This is a genomic window from Streptococcus orisratti DSM 15617 (assembly GCF_000380105.1).
Taxonomy (GTDB): Bacteria; Bacillota; Bacilli; order Lactobacillales; family Streptococcaceae; genus Streptococcus; species Streptococcus orisratti.
On record NZ_KB904473.1, the window covers coordinates 1 to 20339 of the forward strand.

Annotated in this window: 15 protein-coding genes, 1 pseudogene and 1 other annotated feature; of the genes and pseudogenes, 4 read left to right on the plus strand and 12 right to left on the minus strand. The window is 42.1% G+C overall.

The window, feature by feature from the left end; genetic code table 11:
- Window positions 1–174: 174 nt before the first annotated feature.
- Both A3I7_RS12610 and A3I7_RS0106790 read left to right on the plus strand, forming a co-directional pair.
- Window positions 175–822 (plus strand): prepilin peptidase, encoded by a 648-nt coding sequence (locus tag A3I7_RS12610; protein WP_033418619.1) that lies wholly within the window; start codon window positions 175–177, stop codon window positions 820–822.
- Window positions 823–905: 83 nt separating this feature from the next.
- A complete protein-coding gene (locus A3I7_RS0106790) occupies window positions 906–2240 on the plus strand; it encodes an Nramp family divalent metal transporter (protein ID WP_018376037.1) in 1335 nt (444 codons plus the stop codon).
- Between the two features lie 70 nt (window positions 2241–2310).
- On the opposite strand, the gene trpA is transcribed toward A3I7_RS0106790, so the two are convergent.
- The 10 genes and pseudogenes from trpA to ppc form a co-directional block, all read right to left on the minus strand.
- On the minus strand, window positions 2311–3096 hold the full coding sequence (trpA, locus tag A3I7_RS0106795) for a tryptophan synthase subunit alpha (protein WP_018376038.1): 786 nt from the start codon (window positions 3094–3096) through the stop codon (window positions 2311–2313).
- A 3-nt stretch (window positions 3097–3099) separates the two neighbouring features.
- Window positions 3100–4302 carry a tryptophan synthase subunit beta gene (gene trpB, locus A3I7_RS0106800; protein WP_018376039.1) on the minus strand — a complete coding sequence of 401 codons (1203 nt, stop codon included), beginning with the start codon at window positions 4300–4302 and terminating at the stop codon, window positions 3100–3102.
- A complete protein-coding gene (locus A3I7_RS0106805) occupies window positions 4299–4880 on the minus strand; it encodes a phosphoribosylanthranilate isomerase (protein WP_018376040.1) in 582 nt (193 codons plus the stop codon). Before A3I7_RS0106805 ends, trpB (A3I7_RS0106800) begins: the two co-directional genes overlap by 4 nt.
- Window positions 4867–5634, minus strand: coding sequence for an indole-3-glycerol phosphate synthase TrpC (gene trpC, locus A3I7_RS0106810; protein ID WP_018376041.1), 768 nt, complete (start codon window positions 5632–5634; stop codon window positions 4867–4869). Before trpC ends, A3I7_RS0106805 begins: the two co-directional genes overlap by 14 nt.
- Window positions 5631–6635: an anthranilate phosphoribosyltransferase gene (trpD, locus tag A3I7_RS0106815; RefSeq protein WP_018376042.1), complete on the minus strand. Its 1005-nt coding sequence runs from the start codon at window positions 6633–6635 to the stop codon at window positions 5631–5633. Before trpD ends, trpC begins: the two co-directional genes overlap by 4 nt.
- A gap of 339 nt (window positions 6636–6974) precedes the next feature.
- On the minus strand, window positions 6975–7547 hold the full coding sequence (locus tag A3I7_RS0106820) for an aminodeoxychorismate/anthranilate synthase component II (RefSeq protein WP_018376043.1): 573 nt from the start codon (window positions 7545–7547) through the stop codon (window positions 6975–6977).
- Window positions 7544–8899: an anthranilate synthase component I gene (trpE, locus tag A3I7_RS0106825; RefSeq protein WP_018376044.1), complete on the minus strand. Its 1356-nt coding sequence runs from the start codon at window positions 8897–8899 to the stop codon at window positions 7544–7546. The genes A3I7_RS0106820 and trpE overlap by 4 nt, the downstream gene beginning before the upstream one ends.
- A 15-nt stretch (window positions 8900–8914) precedes the next feature.
- Window positions 8915–9141: pseudogene (locus A3I7_RS14540) on the minus strand (chorismate mutase).
- Window positions 9142–9634: 493 nt separating this feature from the next.
- A complete protein-coding gene (gene trpB, locus A3I7_RS0106845) occupies window positions 9635–10828 on the minus strand; it encodes a tryptophan synthase subunit beta (RefSeq protein WP_018376047.1) in 1194 nt (397 codons plus the stop codon).
- A 416-nt stretch (window positions 10829–11244) separates the two neighbouring features.
- Window positions 11245–11481, minus strand: a binding site (T-box leader).
- A gap of 731 nt (window positions 11482–12212) precedes the next feature.
- Window positions 12213–15038 carry a phosphoenolpyruvate carboxylase gene (gene ppc / locus A3I7_RS0106850; protein WP_018376048.1) on the minus strand — a complete coding sequence of 942 codons (2826 nt, stop codon included), beginning with the start codon at window positions 15036–15038 and terminating at the stop codon, window positions 12213–12215.
- A gap of 343 nt (window positions 15039–15381) precedes the next feature.
- Here ppc and pepF point away from each other — a divergent pair, with 343 nt between their 5' ends.
- Both pepF and A3I7_RS0106860 read left to right on the plus strand, forming a co-directional pair.
- Entirely contained in the window at window positions 15382–17181 is a 1800-nt protein-coding gene (gene pepF / locus A3I7_RS0106855) for an oligoendopeptidase F (RefSeq protein ID WP_018376049.1), read from the plus strand.
- Complete coding sequence (locus A3I7_RS0106860) at window positions 17174–17650, plus strand: glutathione peroxidase (RefSeq protein ID WP_018376050.1); 477 nt, start codon at window positions 17174–17176, stop codon at window positions 17648–17650. Before pepF ends, A3I7_RS0106860 begins: the two co-directional genes overlap by 8 nt.
- A 127-nt stretch (window positions 17651–17777) precedes the next feature.
- Here the strand turns inward: A3I7_RS0106860 and A3I7_RS0106865 are convergent, their stop codons facing one another.
- Window positions 17778–19406, minus strand: a complete 1629-nt coding sequence (locus A3I7_RS0106865) for a type I restriction-modification system subunit M (protein ID WP_018376051.1) — start codon at window positions 19404–19406, stop codon at window positions 17778–17780.
- A gap of 93 nt (window positions 19407–19499) precedes the next feature.
- Entirely contained in the window at window positions 19500–20240 is a 741-nt protein-coding gene (locus tag A3I7_RS0106870; RefSeq protein WP_018376052.1) for a DUF6261 family protein, read from the minus strand.
- Window positions 20241–20339: the final 99 nt, after the last annotated feature.

Here is a 20339-nt window from a genome sequence, read left to right on the forward strand (position 1 = left end):
CTAGACGACTTCACAAGTATAAAACCGCAAATATTTTGTTTGGGCTAGCCCAAACAGCTTAACCTCTGGAACTCTAGTTATCAATGAACTTGTTGCACTTGACTTGACAAGTGGGGTTAGGTCTATTTTTACTAAAAATCAAACATTCTGCTTGAAACTTTCGAATAAATAGGTATGGCAAATTTACTTATTTTTTTCTTAGGAACCAGTTTTGGATCTTTTATTGGTTTGGTTGTGGATAGATTTCCCGAAAAATCTATCCTTTATCCACAAAGTCATTGCGATTCCTGTGGAAACTGTCTGCAAGTCAGAGATTTAATCCCCATCTTCTCACAACTTATCAACAAGTCGCGCTGTCGGTGGTGTAATCAGAAGATTCCTTGGCGCTACGTCGCTCTTGAGACCATTTTGGGCATCGTTTTCTATCTAGCTTGGTGCGGGCAATTCAGTGGCAGCCAAGTTTTCATTATTTGCCTTAGCTTGACACTCAGTCTCTATGATTGGCAAAACCAATCCTTTCCTCTCCTCGTCTGGCTCATTCCAAGTTTAGTGGCACTACCTTTTACCGGGATTAACAGTCTAGCTCTATGCTTCTTATTATTCGGAGTCATGGCAGAGCTGGTTGACTTGAAAATCGGTAGCGGAGATTTTTACTATCTGGCAACCCTTTCACTATTCCTTAGCTTTCAGGAAATCCTTTGGGTGGTTCAGTTAGCCTCCCTGTCAGCTATTCTAGCCTGCTTTTTTATCCAAACTAAACGCCTACCTTTTGTACCATTTTTATTTTTCGGCTATTTAGTGATTAGCATTATTTGTTTTTAACTATACCTAACTTTATTTTTAAATATTCTTAACAAATAATCTATTTTCTGCTATAATACTTCTTGTCAGAAAGAAGTATTTATATGAAACAAAGAAAAATATCTCTTAGCGAAGTTAATCAAAGTGTCAACGTCCCTAAAAATGCAGGTTTTTTCAAAACCCTCGGTGCTTTTTTAGGCCCCGGAGCTCTAGTGGCCGTTGGTTATATGGATCCAGGGAATTGGATTACCAGTGTCGTTGGTGGCGCAAGTTATAAATACCTTTTATTGTCCGTCATCCTCATTTCTTCCCTCATTGCCATGCAGTTACAGCAAATGGCTGGAAAATTAGGTATTGTTACTCGTCAAGATTTGGCTCAGACAACAGCTGCCCACCTTCCTAAATGGCTACGTTATTTACTCTTTGTGGTTATCGAGTTAGCCCTCATGGCAACTGACTTAGCTGAAGTCATTGGCTCTGGGATCGCTCTTCACCTACTCTTTGGATGGCCACTACTTTTCTCCATTCTCATTACCATTTTAGATGTCTTTTTACTCCTGTCGTTGATGAAGTTAGGTTTCCGTAAAATTGAAGCTGTGGTATCAACCTTGATCTTAACCATTCTAGGGATTTTCATTTATCTGGTTCTCCTCTCCAAACCTAGCCTCTCTGGGATTTTACATGGCTACCTTCCCAACTCAGCTATCTTTGATTTGCGACAAACAGCGGCCAACAGCCGACTGACACTGGCTTTGGGGATTATCGGAGCAACTGTTATGCCACACAATCTCTACCTACATTCCTCTATTTCACAGACACGAAAAGTTAATTACAAGGACCTTGATTCAGTTACAGAAGCCGTACGCTTTATGACTTGGGACTCCAATCTTCAATTGAGTCTGGCCTTTATCGTCAACTCCTTACTCCTCATCTTGGGAGCCTCCCTCTTCTACGGACACGCTAGTGATATCAGTGCTTTTTCACAGATGTACAATGCGCTACGCGACTCATCCATTGCTGGTAGTGTTGCCAGTGGGCTGCTATCAACCTTATTTGCTGTGGCTTTGCTAGCCAGCGGTCAAAATTCAACCATTACAGGAACACTGACTGGACAAATTGTTATGGAAGGATTTCTTCATTTCAAGCTACCACAATGGCTTATTCGTCTGGTCACACGACTCTTAGCATTGTTGCCGGTCATCATTGCTGCAGTGCTCTATGGTAGTAAGGAAACCATTTTAGATCAACTTATTGTTTATTCACAAGTTTTCTTATCACTTGCCTTACCATTTTCAATCTTCCCTCTAGTTTACTTCACTTCAAATCCTAAAATCATGGGAAAATTTGTCAATGCCCGTTGGAACACCTTCCTTGGCTATCTGATTGCTATCATTTTGACTCTACTCAATTTCAAACTCATCTACGATTTAATCCTATAAAAAGCTGAATTGAACTGAATCTTTCGTTAGATCTTACGTCTAACCATAGGAACAGTTCAATATCAGCTTTTTATTTTTTCTCAAATTGAGAGCCAAATGCAACAAAGTCTGTCACTTCTTGAATTTTACCATCGTGAAGCCCTTGGACGATTTTCGTACCTACGATAACTCCATCAGAAACAGCATTAAACCGCTCGATATCTTCTTCTGTGGAAACGCCAAATCCTGTCAAAATAGGGATATCAGCATGGGCAGTCAAGTTGGCCAAATGCTTGTCTAAATCATCTCGATAATTTCCTGTCTTACCAGTAACCCCATTGATGGCAACTGCATAAACAAATCCTTCTGCCCCATCAATCAAGAGTTTTTGACGGTCAAGTCCCGTTGTCAGACTAACAAGTGGCACAAGTGCAATATCGCTTCCTTCCAAGAAAGGCTTAATCATATCTTCATGTTCATGTGGTAAGTCAGGAATAATCAAGCCTTTGACAGAAGTGTCCACTAAATCTTTGATGAATGTTTCAATACCATATTGATAGACGGGATTAATGTAGGTCATGATGATAAGGGGAACTTTTGTTTTTTGCTCCTGCAATTTTTGGACTATAGCTGCCAGATTGACACCTTTAGCTAGACTGCGCTGTCCTGCCAACTCTATCACAGGACCATCGGCAACTGGATCTGACCATGGGATACCGACTTCAATGGCGGAAGCTCCGCTATTTTCCAACAAAGTAATAATCTCAAAAAGCCCATCTAACCCCTTAGCATGGTCGCCAGCCATGATATAAGGGACGAAAATCCCACGCTTACTATTCTTAATTGCTTGCAAATGTTTTGTTAATGTCTTTGTCATATCTTACTTCCCTTCCGCTTCAAAACGCTCTTTGACCTGCATAACATCCTTATCACCGCGTCCAGATAAACAAACGATAAGAGATTGGTCTGGTGTCATTTTCGTTGCTACCTTTTGTGCTAGGGCAATGGCATGGCTTGACTCCAGAGCTGGGATAATGCCTTCCAAACGTGAGAGGAGTTTAAAACCTTCAAGCGCTTCTTCATCGGTGATAGAATCATAAGTCGCACGACCAATCTCATTGAAATAACAATGTTCAGGCCCCACGCCAGGGTAATCTAATCCTGCCGAAATTGAGAAAGCTTCCATAATTTGACCATGTTCATCTTGCAAGACCTCCATCAAGGCACCATGGAGGATACCTGGACGCCCCTTAGCAAAAGTTGCCGCATGCTTATCAGTATTGAGTCCCAGACCAGAAGCTTCTGCACCATACATGGCAACAGATTCATCATTGACAAAGGGGTAGAACATACCGATAGCATTTGAACCACCACCAATACATGCCATGACCGCATCTGGTAAGACTTTTCCAGTCATCTCCGTAAATTGACGTTTAGATTCTTTACCGATGACCGATTGAAAATCTCGGACAATTTCTGGAAAAGGTGCTGGGCCAAGAGCAGAGCCCATGATATAGTGGGTGTCATCAATACCCGCCACCCAAGCACGCAGGGCTGCATTGACCGCGTCCTTGAGTACGCGTGAACCATCTGTCACACTATGTACCTTAGCACCTAAAAGCTCCATGCGAAAGACGTTGAGCGCCTGACGTTTAACGTCTTCTTCACCCATATAAATGGTACACTCCATGTCAAAGAGAGCGGCTGCGGTGGCTGTTGCTACACCGTGTTGACCCGCACCTGTTTCAGCAATGATTTTCTTCTTACCCATGCGCTTGGCCAGTAACACTTGACCAAGGGCGTTATTAATTTTATGAGCACCAGTGTGGTTCAAGTCTTCACGTTTGAGGTAAATTTGGGCACCACCGATATACTTGCTCAGCTGCTTTGCATGGTACAGTGGGGTTTCACGCCCTACATAATGAATCAGTAAATCATCCAATTCCGCTTGGAAAGTTGGATCTGCCTTAGCCTCACGATAGGCCTTATCCAACTCAATCACAGCTGTCATCAGCGTTTCTGGGACAAACTGTCCACCAAATTGTCCATAAAATCCATGTTGGTTTGGTTCTTGATAGGTCATTTTTTCACTCTTTCTATAAATTGTCTAATCTTGTCTAAGTCCTTGATACCGTTGGTTTCCACCCCTGACGAAACATCCACCGCATAGGGCTGAAAAAGAGCTTGCGCTTCTGTCACATTTTCTGCTGTCAAACCGCCTGCGATAAAGAAGGGTTTTCTAATCTCCTTCTCCGCCAATAAGTGCCAGTCAAAAGCCTGACCAGAGCCAGCTGTTGGAGCATCAAAGAGCAGGAAATCCGCTGCGCTGTCAAGCTGGGGTTCATCATCTCTGATTTGGATGGCTCGAATGACAGGAACAGAGATTTTAGACAAGTCTTTTTCAGGAAAGTCTCCATGAATTTGTACTATATCCAATGGAACTTTAGCAATTGCCTCTTCTAATTCCGAAAGGCTAGGTGATACAAATACTCCAACGATTTTTGTAGCCTCAGGAACTACTTTCGCAAGTTCATTAGCTCGCGCCAAACTCACCTGTCGCCTGCTTGGAGCAAAAACAAAACCAATGTAGTCTGCTCTGCTATTAACTGCCATCTCTACCGCTTCTAGCGTTGACAGACCACAAATTTTAACCCTTGTCAATCTGCAACTCCTTTATTTTCTCAGCAACATTATCAGCCGTCATTAGGGCTGTCCCGACTAAAATACCATTAAAGTAAGGCGCCACCAAAGCCGCATCCTCAGCTGTAAATAGGGCTGATTCAGAAATGTAGGCAGGCTTGCCTTTAAAATATGTGGAAAGTTCCAAGCTAGTATTGATATCTGTCTCAAATGTCACAAGATTACGGTTATTAACACCGATAATATTCGCACCAATACGATGAGCGACCTCTAGCTCGGGCAGGTTGTGAGTCTCAACCAAAACTTCTAAACCAAGTCCTGTTGCAAAGTCATAAAGCTCCTTGAGATGCTTTTCTGATAAGGCCGCCACAATCAGCAAAATTACCGTTGCTCCAGCATTTCGACTACGAACAATCTGCTTTTCATCAATAATAAAATCCTTGGCTAAGGTCGGAATTGACACTTGTGAGGAGATTTGTCGTAGATAATCAATATCACCTTTAAAGAACAATTCATCTGTCAAAACAGAAATCATCGCAGCACCATTTGCCTCATAGGTTTTGGCCTGAGTGACGATATCTATATCCAAATTGATGTCCCCCAAACTCGGACTAGCTTTTTTTACCTCAGCAATTAGTTGCAGTTTATTGGGGTGAGTTTTTAGGAAATCATAAAATTTATAAGTCTGACGAAGTGACTTCAACTCCTCCATCGGCAAGCCAGCCACTTCTTTTTCTTTCTGTTCTAAGATTGTGGGGAGAAAACTTTTGCTCATATCTGTACCTCCTGCAAGTGTCTGAGTTTAGCTAGAGCTGACCCATCTGCTAGTAGCTTGCGAGCTAGTGCCACACCTTCTTTGATGGTGTTAGTCTTACCGTTGGCAAAAAATCCTAGTCCAGCATTTAGAACCGTTGTTTCAAGGTAAGGGCTAGCTTGATTTTGGAGAACGCTAAGTAAAATATCCGCATTTTCCCTGGCATCACCTCCAACAATATCTGCTAACTCTACCTTTGGCATGTCTAAGTCCTCATAGGTAAAGTTATGCTGACTAATTTGACCATCTTCTAATAGTGTATAGGTATTGGTACCATAAAGCGCAGCTTCGTCCATGTTGTCTGGTCCAGTGATGATAATAGCTCGTTTACGTCCTAATTTTTTCATGGTTTGAGCAGCCATTTCTTGCAAGTCTTTGCGGTAAAGCCCCATCAGTTGCGACTCCAAATCCAAAGGATTGGCCAAAGGACCGACAATATTCATGACTGTTGGAATCCCTAGAGCTTTTCTTGCCGGACCAATATAGCGCATGGCTGGGTGCATGGTTTGGGCGAAGATAAAGGCGAGACCAACTTCATCAAGTGCTCTTGATAGGGTTTTCGGGGCAGCGGAAACATTGATACCCAGCGCCTCTAAGACGTCTGCTGAACCTGATTTTGAAGAAACAGAACGATTGCCTGCCTTTGCCATGCGAATCCCACCTGCCGCTAAGATAAAACAAGCTGTTGTTGAAATATTAAAACTAAAGGATTGATCCCCTCCCGTCCCACAATTGCACATAGCATCCTCAAAAGAATCAGGTAAAAGGGTAGCGTGCTTTTTAAGAGCTCGAACAATACCAGTAATTTCAGCAGCAGTCTCCCCTTTAGTCTTAAGTCCTATAAGAAAAGCAGCAATTTGACTTTCTGATACTTCATTTTTCAAGATTTTATCAAAAAGAGCTTCCACTTGTTCTTCTGATAAGTCTTGTCGATTTGAGATTTGTGTAAAAATTTCTTTCATTGACGTCTTCCTTTCATGATGTAAAAAATGTTTCCTCTGTTTCGCGTTATTAGAACCTGTATTCACAAACGAAGTGCTTATAGATAAGAGATCACTTTTCGCTAATCAAGGCAGTTTTTTGAGAGAATACTGACTGTATATTGAAAAAAAACTAACGATGAGTGGCTCAAAAACTAGCCTTAGATAGAAATGCTGAACTGTAGATACAGGTTCTTACTTAAACTCAGATTTTTATGAATTCTCTTCGAAAATCAACCTCGAACGGTGTTGACCTGATTTGATGAACTCTAGTTCTGTCTTCACCTACGTCACCTAGTCTGATTTTGATTTTCATTGAGTCTAAGCATTATGTTTGACTAAATTTACAAAATTCTCAATCATTTTCAATCCATCTGGACTACCGATACTTTCTGGATGGTACTGCAAGCCATAGATGGGGAAATGTTTATGCTGAATAGCCATGATTTCTTGATCGTCTGTGGTAATAGCAGTAACCTCAAAGTCTGCTGGTATTTTTTCCACAACAATGGAATGGTAACGCATAATGGGAACTTCCTTGTCAATCCCTTCAAAGAGAGGAGATGGTGTTTCAAGAGAGATAAAACTCTGTTTGCCATGCATGACATTTTTAGCGAGCCCTAGTTTTCCACCAAAACTTTCAGCAATAGCTTGGTGTCCCAAACAAACTCCCAAGATGGGTTTACGGCCAGCAAAGTCCTTGATCATGCTTTCCATCTTGCCTGCGTCTGCTGGCCAGCCTGGGCCTGGTGAAAATACTAAACCGTCTGCTCTTTCGGCCTCCTCATACAGAGCATCAGCATCATTTCGCAAAACCTTGACCTCTGTAAATGTTCCTAAATATTGTGCCAAATTGTAAGTGAAAGAATCATAATTATCAATCAGTAAAATCATCGTGTATCTCCTATTCTCGTCATAGCTTTGGCTTTGTTGATGGTTTCGTAAAATTCATTTTCAGGTAAGCTATCATAAACAATGCCAGCACCTGCCTGCACATAGGCTTTTTGATTTTTCAAAATCATAGTGCGAATAGCAATGGCAAAATCCATATCCCCAGTCGCAGATAAGTAACCAATGGCACCCGCATAGATGCCGCGCTTTTCCTGCTCTAATTCATAAATGCGACGCATGGCACGGATTTTAGGAGCACCTGATACAGTACCCGCTGGCAGAGTTGACTTAAGCGCATCAACAGCCGATAAGGCCGACAAGAGTTCTCCTTTGACCACACTGGTCAGGTGCATCACATATCGAAAATACTCAACTTCCATGTACTTACTTACCTTGACAGTGCCATTTCTAGCAATTTTTCCTAAATCATTACGTCCCAAGTCAACTAACATGCGATGCTCCGCTGTTTCCTTAATATCTGAAACCAAATCCTTAGCCAGAGCTACATCTTCTTCCTCGCTGTCACCACGAGGTCTCGTGCCTGCAATTGGATTGGTGGTTACTACTCGATTTTTTACCGAAACAAGACTCTCCGGACTGGCACCAATAACCTGATAATCCCCAAAATCATAAAAATAAAGGTAATTGGAGGGATTAGTGATGCGTAAATTGCGATAATAATCTAAAGGGTCACCTTCAAAATCAGCTGAAAAGCGCTGGCTGATGACACATTGGAACATATCACCTTCACGAATCAGCTTTTTTGCTTTGACTACCATTTCAGTGAAGGCCTCTTTTTCGATATGATTGGAAAATTGCAAAGCATGAAGTTCCTGCGGTGTAAATTCATTGGAAGCCTGCGTCTGTAAGTCTGTGATAACTTGACCAAGAGCTTGGCGCACCGTATCATTATCACGACCAGAGTAGATGTTATCCTCTATGACGTAAATTTTTTCCTTCTTATGATCGAAAATCAAGTAAGATTCATAAACAAAGAAGTGCATATCTGGTGTTCCAATAGTATCTACTGGAATATCTCCGATATTTTCATAAAGACTGATCATGTCATAGCCGACAAAACCAATGGCACCACCAGCAAAGGGGAGTTCTGAGCTAATGCCCTTTATCGTTATTTGATTCAAATAATCCAAGGGATCTTGCTCCACAGCTTTGCCATTTTCATAAAGAACTCCTTCTTTAAAGATAATTTCAAAGACAGGATTGTAAGCCACGATGGAAAAACGGGCATTTTCTTTCTCACGTGGAATAGACTCCAAGATGATCTTGTGCTCACCTTGCACACGCATATAAGCCAGAATAGGTGTCAAGGTGTCTGCTGGTAAAATTTTTCTCATAGAAATTTCCTTTCATCAATTGTCTTTATTAATTGTCATTTCAAGCTCGGTGAAGGCTTCAATCATTGAACGCCAAATTTTCTCAGCCACATCTGGAGACAAATGGGCTTTAGCAGCCTCCTATCGCCGACTAGCAAGAACTTGTGATACCCTGTCAGCTACCTGAACAACTCGGATATCGTTCTTATTTTTAACCGCCCAGCTTGTTCAACTAAACGCTGACGCTTGGCCAAAAGAAGAATTAAGAACCTGTATTCACAAGTAACGTGCTTTTATATAAGAGATCGTTTTTCGCTAATCAAGGCAGTTTTTTGAGGAATACTGACTGTATTTTGAAAAAAAACTAACGATGAGTAGCTCAAAAACTAGCCTTAGATAGAAGTGCTGAACTGCGAATACAGGTTCTAATCCTTGGTCTATTTGATCAATCGCATGACGAATCTCCGTTATATTTTTCATACAGTCACTCTCCAAATAAAAACAAAATCCCCACACAGAAAAAAACTCTGTGCGAGGGCGTTAGTTAATCTAGCGCGGTGCCACCTCATTTGACGAAAATTAGCTCTCGTCATCTCAACCTCCTCCAATAAGGAGTTGCACAGTAAGGGGTGCCACCCTGAGGACTATTGTTTATCCCCAATCCCTCTTTCAGCCCAATGTTCATCAAAGTCAGATACTTGTTCCCATCGCCCACAAGCTTTCTGAAATCCACCTTAGACTACTTTTCTGAAAGGTTTAATCATTTTTCGATTCTAAATAATCTGCGATTGACGCTACATCCTTATCGCCACGACCCGAAATATTGACAATAATAATTTGATCTTTGCCCATTTTAGGAGCACGCTTGACAGCCTCAGCAATGGCATGAGAACTCTCTATAGCTGGTATAATCCCTTCTGTTTTTGAGAGCAATAGCAGAGCTTGTACTGCTTCATCGTCTGTAGCTGGGACGTATTCTACACGCCCTGAACTTCTCAAGAAAGCATGCTCTGGGCCAACTCCTGGATAATCAAGACCCGCAGAAATTGAATAAACAGGAGCAATGCTACCATCATCTGCAAAAAGAGCATAAGTCTTCATTCCATCAACAATTCCTACAGTTCCTTTGGTCATTGTCGCAGCATGCTTATCCGTGTCAATCCCATGCCCAGCAGCCTCAACACCAATCAAAGTAACTTCTTTATCTGCAACATACTGTGAAAAGGCACCAATCGCATTTGAGCCTCCACCGACACAGGCAATTACCGCATCTGGCAGACGTCCCTCTTTTTCTAAAATTTGATGACGTGACTCTTCACTGATAACCTTCTGAAATTCATGAACAATAGTTGGATAAGGGTGAGGACCAACAGCTGAACCCAAAACATAGAAAGCATCCAAGTCTGACATCCATGCTTCAAAGGCTGCATCAACAGCTTCTTTAAGAGTTGCCGTCCCCGCAGTCACTGCATAAACTTTTGCCCCCATCATCTCCATACGGAAAACGTTTAGGCGTTGGCGTTTAACATCTTCTGCTCCCATGTAAACATCACAGGCCATACCAAATTTCGCTGCCGCAGCTGCAGTGGCTACACCGTGCTGACCCGCACCTGTCTCAGCAATAACCTTGGTTTTGCCCATACGTTTAGCTAAGAGAATTTGACCTAGAACATTATTTAGTTTGTGAGAACCCAAGTGATTCAAATCTTCACGTTTGAGATAGATTTTCGCCCCACCCAAATGTTTGGTCAAACTTTCCGCATAATAAAGTGGTGTTTCTCGACCTGAGTAGTCTTTTAAATAATAATGATATTCGTTCAAAAATTCTGGATCATCCTTATACCGATTGAAAACATCTTCCAGTTCGTCCAATAAATGTTGAATGGGTTCAGGTACAAAACTACCTCCAAATTCACCAAAATAACCTTTTTTACTGATTTGTTCTGCCATTTTATGTCTCCTTTTCGTTTTTCTCATTCGTTAATTTTTCAGCTTACTTTTAGTTATAAACAGAAAATTTTGCGGTATACCATAGCACCAACTCCTATTTAATGCTACAAAACAAACTAAACTAAAGACTATATCTGAAATCCTTATAATTTAGAAAAACAGTCGCCATCGTTTAAACATTAACATTCCTCCAAAGAAGCAAAAAGCCCCGCACAGAAAAAAGCTCTGTGCGAGGGCGTTAGTTAGTCTAGCGCGGTGCCACCTCATTTAACGAGAATTAGCTCTCGTCATCTCATCCTCCTCAAACAAGGAGTTGCATGGTAAGGACTGCCGCCCTGAAAACATTATAGTCTCACTTTTAAAGAGTTACTTCCCATAAGACTTTGACATCAAAAAACCTCACACAGAAAAAACTGTGTGAGGGCGTTTTAAGTTGCCTAACGCGGTGCCACCTCATTTAACGAGAACTATTTCTCGTCATCTCATCCTCCTCAAACAAGGAGTCGCACGATAAGGGGTGCCTACCTGAAAAATATGTTTTATCTTCACTCTTTACTATCAGCCCAATTTCACAATCACCCGCTACCTGCTCACAATAACCGCAGGCTCCCTGAAAACTTCTTACTGCTACTTTTCTGATTTGAGATTATTATAGCTGGATTTTTAGAGTCTGTCAATATTTTTTTGAAATTTTCTAAAAATAATAACACTTGATGACAATCAAAATCAGACAAATTTTAACAGATTGAGCGAGTCACATAAAACGAACTTAGAGGCTGGACAAAAAGCCCAGCAGCGCTTCTCAAAGTTCGTGTCAATATCTCATCGCAGTGGTTGATTGGGTTTAACAGTCCAGTGGACTGTTAAAGGTTGGAGATAAGGTTTGCGAAGCAAATCTCAGCAATTCGTGTTTTACACTCCAAATTTGACCTCTACGACTGATGCGAACAGAGTTCGCTTCATTTCCAACCTCCAGAGGTTCCCCGGACCTTTGGACCTGTGCGGGGGGCGGGAGTGAAACAGTCTGGGAATAGACTGTTTCAGCTCAACAACTTGAAACGAAAAATTGTTGACGAACTCTCTTTTTACCTGTTGAGTTCTTTCCCGCTCCCACCATAAAACTCTACGTCTTCTTATACTCTTCGAAAATCAAAATTATCCGTTGTCAACTTGCCTTGATGAACTCAAGTTCTATCGTCGGCTTCGTTTCCTAGGCTACTTTTGATTTTCATTGAGTATTAGTTTTCGGGGAACAGGCTGTTAAGTTCACCACTGATAATTTCTAAAAGAGGAAAGGTAACACTGATACTTTGTCTGTACAAAAAAAGGCTGGAATCATCCAGCCTCTTAAATAGTTTTCGTTAATAAGTCTGCCTAGATAGAATCAGCCTGAGTTGCGAAGTCCTGTAGCAATTCCGTTGATAGTGGTATGAATGAGTTTTTCGTAGTCCTCATTTACCCCATCATGGCGTAGACGTTTAATCAGCTCAATCTGAATGTAGTTTAAGACATTGAAGTAAGGAAGACGGAAATCAAGACTAGCACGAAGAGATGGATTTTCTTCCAACAACTCCTTGTGATTTTCAATAGCTAGAATGACTTCTTTAGTCAGTTTCCATTCCTCAAAAATAATCTTGAACACATCACGAACTTCTTGACTTTCAGCCAACTGTGCGTATTGGTAGGCGATGCTCATGTTAGATTTTGACAAGACCATATCAACATTTGACAAGAGCGAATTGAAGAATGGCCATTTTTCATACATGTGTTGTAATTTGGCCAAGTTACCTTCTGCGGCATCAATATAATGCTTGAAGGCTGAGCCAACACCATACCATCCAGGGAACATGATACGGTTTTGTGACCATGAGAACACCCAAGGAATAGCACGCAGTCCTGAAATTTCAGTAATCGTTTTACGAGCTGCTGGACGTGAGCCAATGTTCAGACTGGAAACTTCCTTGATAGGACTAGCCTCAAAGAAATAATCGTAGAAATGAGGATTTCCAAAGACAAGATCACGGTAAATGACATTTGAGTCAGCTACAATACCATCCATAGTCGCACGGAAATCATCAATCTCATTTGGATCAGTAATCATTCGCGTCACCATACGGTCAATAGTTGCTGAAATCAGCATCTCAAGATTGTAATAGGCCACATCCTTGTTACCGTATTTATTTTCAATGATTTCACCTTGCTCAGTCAGACGAATGCGGTCTTTGATAGAACCAAAAGGTTGTGAAGTAATGGCTTCATAAGAAGGTCCACCACCGCGTCCAACAGTACCACCACGGCCGTGGAAGAAGGTGATTTTCACTCCATGTTCCAAACCGATTTGTGTCAATTCATTTTGAGCTTTGTAAAGTGTCCAACCTGAAGCGAGATAGCCGCCATCCTTGTTTGAATCAGAATATCCAAGCATGATTTCTTGATAATTGTGATTTGTAGCCACCCATTTCTTGACGATATCGTAGTCAAGGTACTGAGTCATAATACCACGTGAATTATCCAAATCTTCAATGGTTTCAAAAAGCGGTACAATCTGAATACGAGCCTTTTCCTTGTCAATCAGACCAACTTCTTTTAGCATGATGGCAAGTTCAAACATATCTGACACACTCTCCGTATGTGAGATAATATGCTGTTTAATCACTTCTTCGCCCAATTTGTCTTTGAGCTCACGCGCCACTTGATAAATAGCCAATTCTTTTTGCAAAAGTTCTGACTTTTCAACATTTGTTGAGGAAAGTGTCCGCGGATCTTCTTCCAATTCTTTGAGAAGGATAGCACATTTTTCTTCTTCGGAGAGAGAACTGTAGTCATCAACAATATTTGCAGACTTAAGCAATTCAGCCACACAGGCTTCTTGTACGCTAGAATCCTGACGCATATCAATACTTGCAAGATAGAAACCAAAGACTTCAACGGCCTGAATCAATTCACTCAAATCCCCTGTCAGAAGGGCATCATCGCCATTGTCCAAGAGAGATTTCTTGATGAGTAGGAGATCTTCTTTGAATTCTTGAGCTGTGGCATAGCGTGGTAAATCTTCCTCGCTAAATTCAGAAGCCACCTCTGACACTTTGTTCTGAACATAACGTGCAACCACACCTGCATTGTTTGCACCCGTGTTAACATCTGCAAAGACCTCATTGCCATCAATGCGAGAGGCCAAGCTAGAACCACCCACTTTGAGACCAATCAAGGTTTGGATGAGTTTGGACTGGATGTAATGGAAAGCCTTACGATAAGGTTCGTTTTCACGGTAGATAGATTTGTCACTAGATTGGGCAGCCAAATATTCAACTTCTGGGCTGATATTTGTTAAAGTCGTTGACAGTGAGAAAGTACGGTAAAGCCCTGACAACTTTTCAATGTAATAGTTAATAATGACTTCACTTTGAACAGTGGCAGAAAGGCGAAGAGTCTCAGCAGTTACATAAGGATTTCCGTCACGGTCTCCTCCAATCCACATGCCCATCGTAATAGGTGTCGGATTGTCTAGTTCAAGTCCCTTATCGGCAGCCAATTTTTTATATTCAGCTGTCAATTTTGTAATGGCCTGAATCAATGAAGAGTTGTAATACTCCATGACGTTAGTGATTTCATTTTTTACTTTGAGTTTCTTCTCACGAATAATATCCGTTTGCATGATGATCTCAATGTAACGGCGCAAATCTGTGTGCCATTTTTCTTCATTGACTACACCCGCACGCACATCACGATATTTACGAAGAAGGTCATGAATTTTATTCGTCAATTCAAGAACGGTCTTACGCTGAACTTGTGTTGGGTGAGCTGTTAAAACAGGAACGACATTCACATGTTCTAAAATCTCCTTGGCATTTTCCTGCTCTGCCACCATATCAATGGTTAGGGACATTTTTCCTAGATAATCAGCCTTGGTATTGTTTTGATAGTTAATCTCATAAGCCAAGTCAACATCTTCTGAAATGTTAATCAAAAGTGGCAAAATTGAGAAATAACGAGAAACAATAACCATTTCTTCATTAGTCAATTGAGAAATCAAGTCATTTAACTGAACATCATCTTCCTTAGCAGAGAGGTCAATAATTTTTTCGATTTTAGCAAAAGAAGCATCGCCAACCATTTGGCGAGTGATTTCTTCTAGCATTTTCTTCAAAATACTGACTTCTTCAGTGATGATAGCCTGATTATTGCTGCTTTCTAACTTTTTGACGGTCACACAATCACTCCTTCATTAAGAGACCAAGCTTTTGCCATCATTCAAAAATGATGTGCTTTAGCTTTTAACAAGTTATTTTACTAAACAATGATAACGATTTAGCCAAAAAATGCTTTAAATTCCGTATCATTTTTAGCTTACCCTTCTATCATACCACTTTTTCCCGAAAAAGTAACCCGAAACAAGGAATATTGTCTAGTATTTTATAAATTTTCTGATTTTTTCTTTGTTTTTTCAAATTTAGCTTAGCATGCCCTGCTTTTTTACCTCTACTTATTTTTTTGATATACTGATATTATGACATTGACTAGGCAGCAAGCCTAGCAAGCAAAGGAGACTATATATGGAATTAAAAAAACGCTCTGAATTTCCTGAAAATGAACTTTGGGATCTAAGTGCCCTCTACAAAGATCGCCAAGATTTCTTACTGGCTATGGAAAAAACTTTAGCCGACATTGATGTTTTCAAGCGAAATTATGAAAACAACTTGAACAGTGTGGAAGAGTTTACAGCTGCTCTGATGGAAATTGAGCAGATTTATATTGAGATGAGTCACATCAACAACTATGCTTTCATGCCACAGACCACCGATTTCAGCAATGAAGAATTTGCCCAGATTGCTCAGGCTGGCGGTGATTTCTTTACCAAGGCTAGTGTGGCGCTCAGCTTTTTTGATACAGCCTTAGCCACTGCGGATATGGCTGTTCTTGATGCTTTGGAGAAAAATCCTTACTTTAGCTCTGCCATTCGTCAGGCTAAAATCCGAAAAGAACACTTTATCAGCCCTGATGTTGAAAAAGCTTTAACTAATCTTGGTGAGGTTCTAGGAGCACCTTATGATATCTACACCAAGATGAGAGCTGGTGATTTTGCCATGGAAGATTTTGAGGTGGATGGAAAGACTTATAAGAACTCTTTTGTAACCTATGAAAATTTCTATCAAAATCATGACGATGCCGCTATACGTGAGAAGGCTTTTCGTTCATTCTCAGCTGGTTTGCGTAAACATCAAAATACTGCTGCAGCTGCTTATCTAGCTAAGGTTAAGTCTGAGAAAATTCTCGCTGACATGGGCGGCTACGACAACGTTTTTGATTATCTTCTAGCGGATCAAGAAGTTGATCGTGCCATGTTTGACCGTCAAATTGACCTGATTATGACAGAGTTTGCCCCTGTTGCTCAACGCTATCTCAAACACGTTGCCAAGGTCAATGGCCTTGACAAGATGACTTTTGCCGATTGGAAATTGGACTTAGATGATGAGCTAAATCCTGATGTCACCATTGATGACGCTTATGATTTGGTCATGAAATCAGTGGAACCTCTGGGACAAGAATACAGCCAAGAGGTTGCCCGCTACCAAAGCGAGCGCTGGGTGGACTTTGCTGCGAATGCCAACAAGGACTCTGGTGGCTACGCTGCCGATCCTTATAAGGTTCACCCTTATGTCCTCATGAGTTGGACTGGTCGCATGTCTGATGTTTATACCCTTATTCACGAAATTGGTCACTCGGGCCAATTCATCTTCTCGGACAATCATCAGTCTTATTTCAACGCTCACATGTCCACCTACTATGTGGAAGCTCCATCAACCTTTAACGAATTGCTACTCAGCGATTATTTGGAGCGTCAGCTGGATGACCCTCGTCAAAAGCGCTTCGCTCTTGCCCACCGCTTGACTGATACCTATTTCCACAACTTCATCACTCATCTGTTAGAAGCTGCCTTCCAACGCCGAGTTTATACTTTGATTGAGGAGGGTAAAACCTTCGGTGCTGAGCAATTGAACAATATCATGAAAGAAGTTTTAAGCCAATTCTGGGGTGATGCGGTGGAAATCGACGACGATGCTGCTTTGACTTGGATGCGTCAAGCCCACTACTACATGGGACTTTACAGCTACACCTACTCTGCTGGTCTGGTCATCTCAACGGCTGGCTACCTCAACCTCAAAAATAATCCTAATGGTGCTAGCGACTGGCTCAACTTCCTCAAATCTGGCGGCAGCCGTACACCACTAGACACCGCCCTTCTCATCGGTGCTGATATTTCTACGGATAAACCGCTGCGCGACACTATCCAATTCCTAAGCGACACCGTTGACCAGATTATTGCTTACACAAAGGAGCTTGAAAATGCCTAATCTTTATGATTTTACTGTCAAGGCTCAAGATGGCAGTGATAGCCCGCTTAGCCAATACGCTGGCAAGGTTGTGCTCGTTGTAAATACGGCAACGGGTTGTGGGCTTACACCGCAGTATGAGGGGCTTCAAAAACTTTACGATACCTACAAAGACCAAGGATTTGTCATCTTAGACTTTCCTTGTAACCAGTTTGCTGGTCAAGCACCTGGTAGCGCAGAGGAAATCAATACCTTTTGCAGCCTCAATTACCAGACAACTTTCCCACGTTTTGCCAAAATCAAGGTCAATGGCAAGGAAGCTGACCCTCTCTATGACTGGCTCAAGTCAGAAAAAAGCGGTCTGCTAGGCAAACGTATCGAATGGAACTTTGCCAAATTTCTCATCGACCGCGAGGGCAATGTGGTGCAGCGCTTCTCCTCCAAGTCCGAACCTGAAAAGATGGTGGTGGACATTGAAGCTCTGCTCTAAAAATAAAAGAACTCTGAGACAAAATCTCAGGGTTCTTTTGGTTTTGAAGGCTACATCATTGTAACTTATACTCAATGAAAATCAAAAGTAGCCTAGGAAACGAAGCCGACGATAGAACTTGAGTTCATCAAGGCAAGTTGACAACGGATAATTTTGATTTTCGAAGAGTATTAGCTAAGAAATCCTCCAACTCAGCCTGTGCTTCTGGTGTGGTACCGACTAGCTGACCAAGCATGCTTTCAAGTTTCGCTGTGGTTTCAGCGATTTCCTTATCTGTCTCAGCTAGCTTGTCCGCAAGTTCTGTCAATGGAACGACAGGCTCTTCCTCAAAGGTATCCACATAGCGAGGAATGTTGAGGTTGTAGTCATTTTCGACAATCTCTTCAAAACTTGCCAGATAAGCAAACTTATCCACTGTTTGACGATCACGATAAGTTGCTAAGATTTTGGCAATGTGGTCATCGGTCATGACGTTTTGGTTTTTGCCTTTGTCAAATTCTTTTGAGGCATCAATGAAGAAAACATCTTTGCTGGTACGATTTTTCTTGAGAATGATAATGGTCGTTGGGATGCTCGTATTGTAGAAAATGTTGGCTGGCAAACCAATGATGGTATCAATGGCACCTTCTTCGAGGAGGTGTTTTCTGATTTTCTGCTCGGCATTGCCACGGAAAAGAACGCCATGCGGCAGGACAATAGCCATGACCCCATTATGTTTGAGATGGTAATAGCCGTGCAAGAGAAAGGCAAAGTCTGCCTTGGATTTTGGTGCTAGGACACCGTATGGGGCAAATCTAGCATCTTGCAAGAAGCCTGGGCTTGCTGCCCACTTTTGTGAGTAAGGTGGGTTCATGACAACCCCATCAAAGTCTGTCGGCTCTGTGTTTGGCCAGTCTTCGTCAAGGGTATCTCCATTACGTAGGTGGTGGTTTTCTGTCGCTACCCCGTGTAGGATCATGTTCATGCGCGCCAGATTATAGGTAGAGGTTTTGTTGTCCTGACCAAAATAAGACACGGTTGAGGCTTGGTGGCTATAGCGCTTAGCATTGAGCAAGAGTGACCCCGAACCCATAGTTGGATCGTAGAGGGTAAAACCTTTTTGATTTTCTCGTCCGCTAAAAACAATCTGGGTCATGAGGTGAGAGACGGCTTGTGGGGTGTAGAATTCTCCCGCTTTCTTACCAGAGTCACTGGCAAACTGGCCAATCAGGTACTCGTAAGCATCGCCCAAAATGTCCCCATTGTGGCCTGCCAAGTCAAGGTCGTTTAAGGCGAGGATGACTTGCGCAATGGCTTTATTTTGCTTTTGTGGAGTGGTGCCTAGTTTTTTCGAGTAGAGGTCAATGTCTTCAAAGAGGTTTTCAAAGGCTTCATTGCTCTGCTCAATGTCACGAAAGCCCTGTGCCAAGTCTTCCAGTTGGAAGCTTTCTTGGTGAATGCTATTGACAAGACTGGCAAAGGTGAGCGTTGGGTCAATGACATAACCAAGTTCATCTTCTAGGACGTCTATCAGGTCTTCTTTGACATCTGGATCAGCATAGTTTTCGGTATAAACCATCAGTGCTTGGGATAGGCTATCAAAAGGTTCATCGAGGTTATCACAGACAGCCATCAAGAGCTTGTCTGAGAGGTATTTGTAAAAGATCAATCCCAAAAGGTAGGATTTGTAGTCGTTGGCATCCATGCTGGCACGCAGGATATCGGCAGCGTTCCAAAGGGATTGAAAGAGGCTAGTGGAATTATCTGTTTGTGTCATGTACTTTCTCTTTCTAGCTTTAGTGTGTCGTTTTTGACACTCGGTGAGCATCTCATCAAGGGCGTGCTTCATTGAGTGTCAAGGGGGTGTCAATTATTGGTCAAGATCGTCCTTGGCCTCTTGTGGCTTTTTAGTTGGGGTGACCTTGTAGCGGTTACGGATAGTGTTGAGTTGGTCTCTAAGATCTGCAAGCCCTGTCTTTTCTGGGTAAGCATAGGCATTGATGGCGGTAAAGTCCACTAGGAACTCATAGATTTCCTGCATCTCGGCACGAAGTGCTTTGCTATTGCTTTTTACCACGGTCTTTTGCTCTTGCAGCCGTTCAACATAATAGTGGGCAAAGACTGACTGTGTCCGACGCAATTCGTCATAGTGGGGGTAGAGATGGAGGGTGGTCAATGCTGCTTGGTACTCCTCTTTGGCTAGTTGACCGAGGAGATGGCTGATGGCCTCCGTCTCTTTTTCATAACTGGCTGCAGCGACCTGCTTATAGTTTTTGAGCAAGTCACTTAGACGCTGGTAAGCTGCCGCAGTCTCTGGGACGCTCACACGGGAAAAGGCACGCACTAAGCTAGTCAAGGTCATAAAGGCTGCATCACGCCCCTTATCAGCCTCCTCTAGCTTGTCACTGACCTGACTGGCACGAGAGCGGTGCAAGCCTGCCTGAAAGTCTTGCAAAAGAGGTTTGAGGGCTTCATTTTTGGACACGTAAAGCAGGTCTTTATTCTTTTTGACGAAGCTGTCAATAGCAGAGCTGCTCTCTGTCATCAACTGAGAAAAGCTGGCGTGGTCCAATTTACTTAATTCAAGGCTTGTGATCTTATATTTTTTCATAATCATCTTCTTTCTTTTTTGTTTTTTTGAGTTTACATTTACTGGCTATTAGAAAAACTAGCCAAATCATCTATCTGAGGGCCTAGGGAGATGAGACAA

What these genes read in the sequence shown, in the direction of transcription:
- A3I7_RS12610 (WP_033418619.1), top strand. Translation starts at nt 175, where the DNA reads ATGGCAAATTTACTTATTTTTTTCTTAGGAACCAGTTTTGGATCTTTT.
- A3I7_RS0106790 (WP_018376037.1), top strand. Translation starts at nt 906, where the DNA reads ATGAAACAAAGAAAAATATCTCTTAGCGAAGTTAATCAAAGTGTCAAC.
- trpA (WP_018376038.1), bottom strand. Translation starts at nt 3,096, where the DNA reads ATGACAAAGACATTAACAAAACATTTGCAAGCAATTAAGAATAGTAAG.
- trpB (WP_018376039.1), bottom strand. Translation starts at nt 4,302, where the DNA reads ATGACCTATCAAGAACCAAACCAACATGGATTTTATGGACAATTTGGT.
- trpC (WP_018376041.1), bottom strand. Translation starts at nt 5,634, where the DNA reads ATGAGCAAAAGTTTTCTCCCCACAATCTTAGAACAGAAAGAAAAAGAA.
- trpD (WP_018376042.1), bottom strand. Translation starts at nt 6,635, where the DNA reads ATGAAAGAAATTTTTACACAAATCTCAAATCGACAAGACTTATCAGAA.
- A3I7_RS0106820 (WP_018376043.1), bottom strand. Translation starts at nt 7,547, where the DNA reads ATGATTTTACTGATTGATAATTATGATTCTTTCACTTACAATTTGGCA.
- trpE (WP_018376044.1), bottom strand. Translation starts at nt 8,899, where the DNA reads ATGAGAAAAATTTTACCAGCAGACACCTTGACACCTATTCTGGCTTAT.
- trpB (WP_018376047.1), bottom strand. Translation starts at nt 10,828, where the DNA reads ATGGCAGAACAAATCAGTAAAAAAGGTTATTTTGGTGAATTTGGAGGT.
- pepF (WP_018376049.1), top strand. Translation starts at nt 15,382, where the DNA reads ATGGAATTAAAAAAACGCTCTGAATTTCCTGAAAATGAACTTTGGGAT.
- A3I7_RS0106860 (WP_018376050.1), top strand. Translation starts at nt 17,174, where the DNA reads ATGCCTAATCTTTATGATTTTACTGTCAAGGCTCAAGATGGCAGTGAT.
- A3I7_RS0106865 (WP_018376051.1), bottom strand. Translation starts at nt 19,406, where the DNA reads ATGACACAAACAGATAATTCCACTAGCCTCTTTCAATCCCTTTGGAAC.
- A3I7_RS0106870 (WP_018376052.1), bottom strand. Translation starts at nt 20,240, where the DNA reads ATGAAAAAATATAAGATCACAAGCCTTGAATTAAGTAAATTGGACCAC.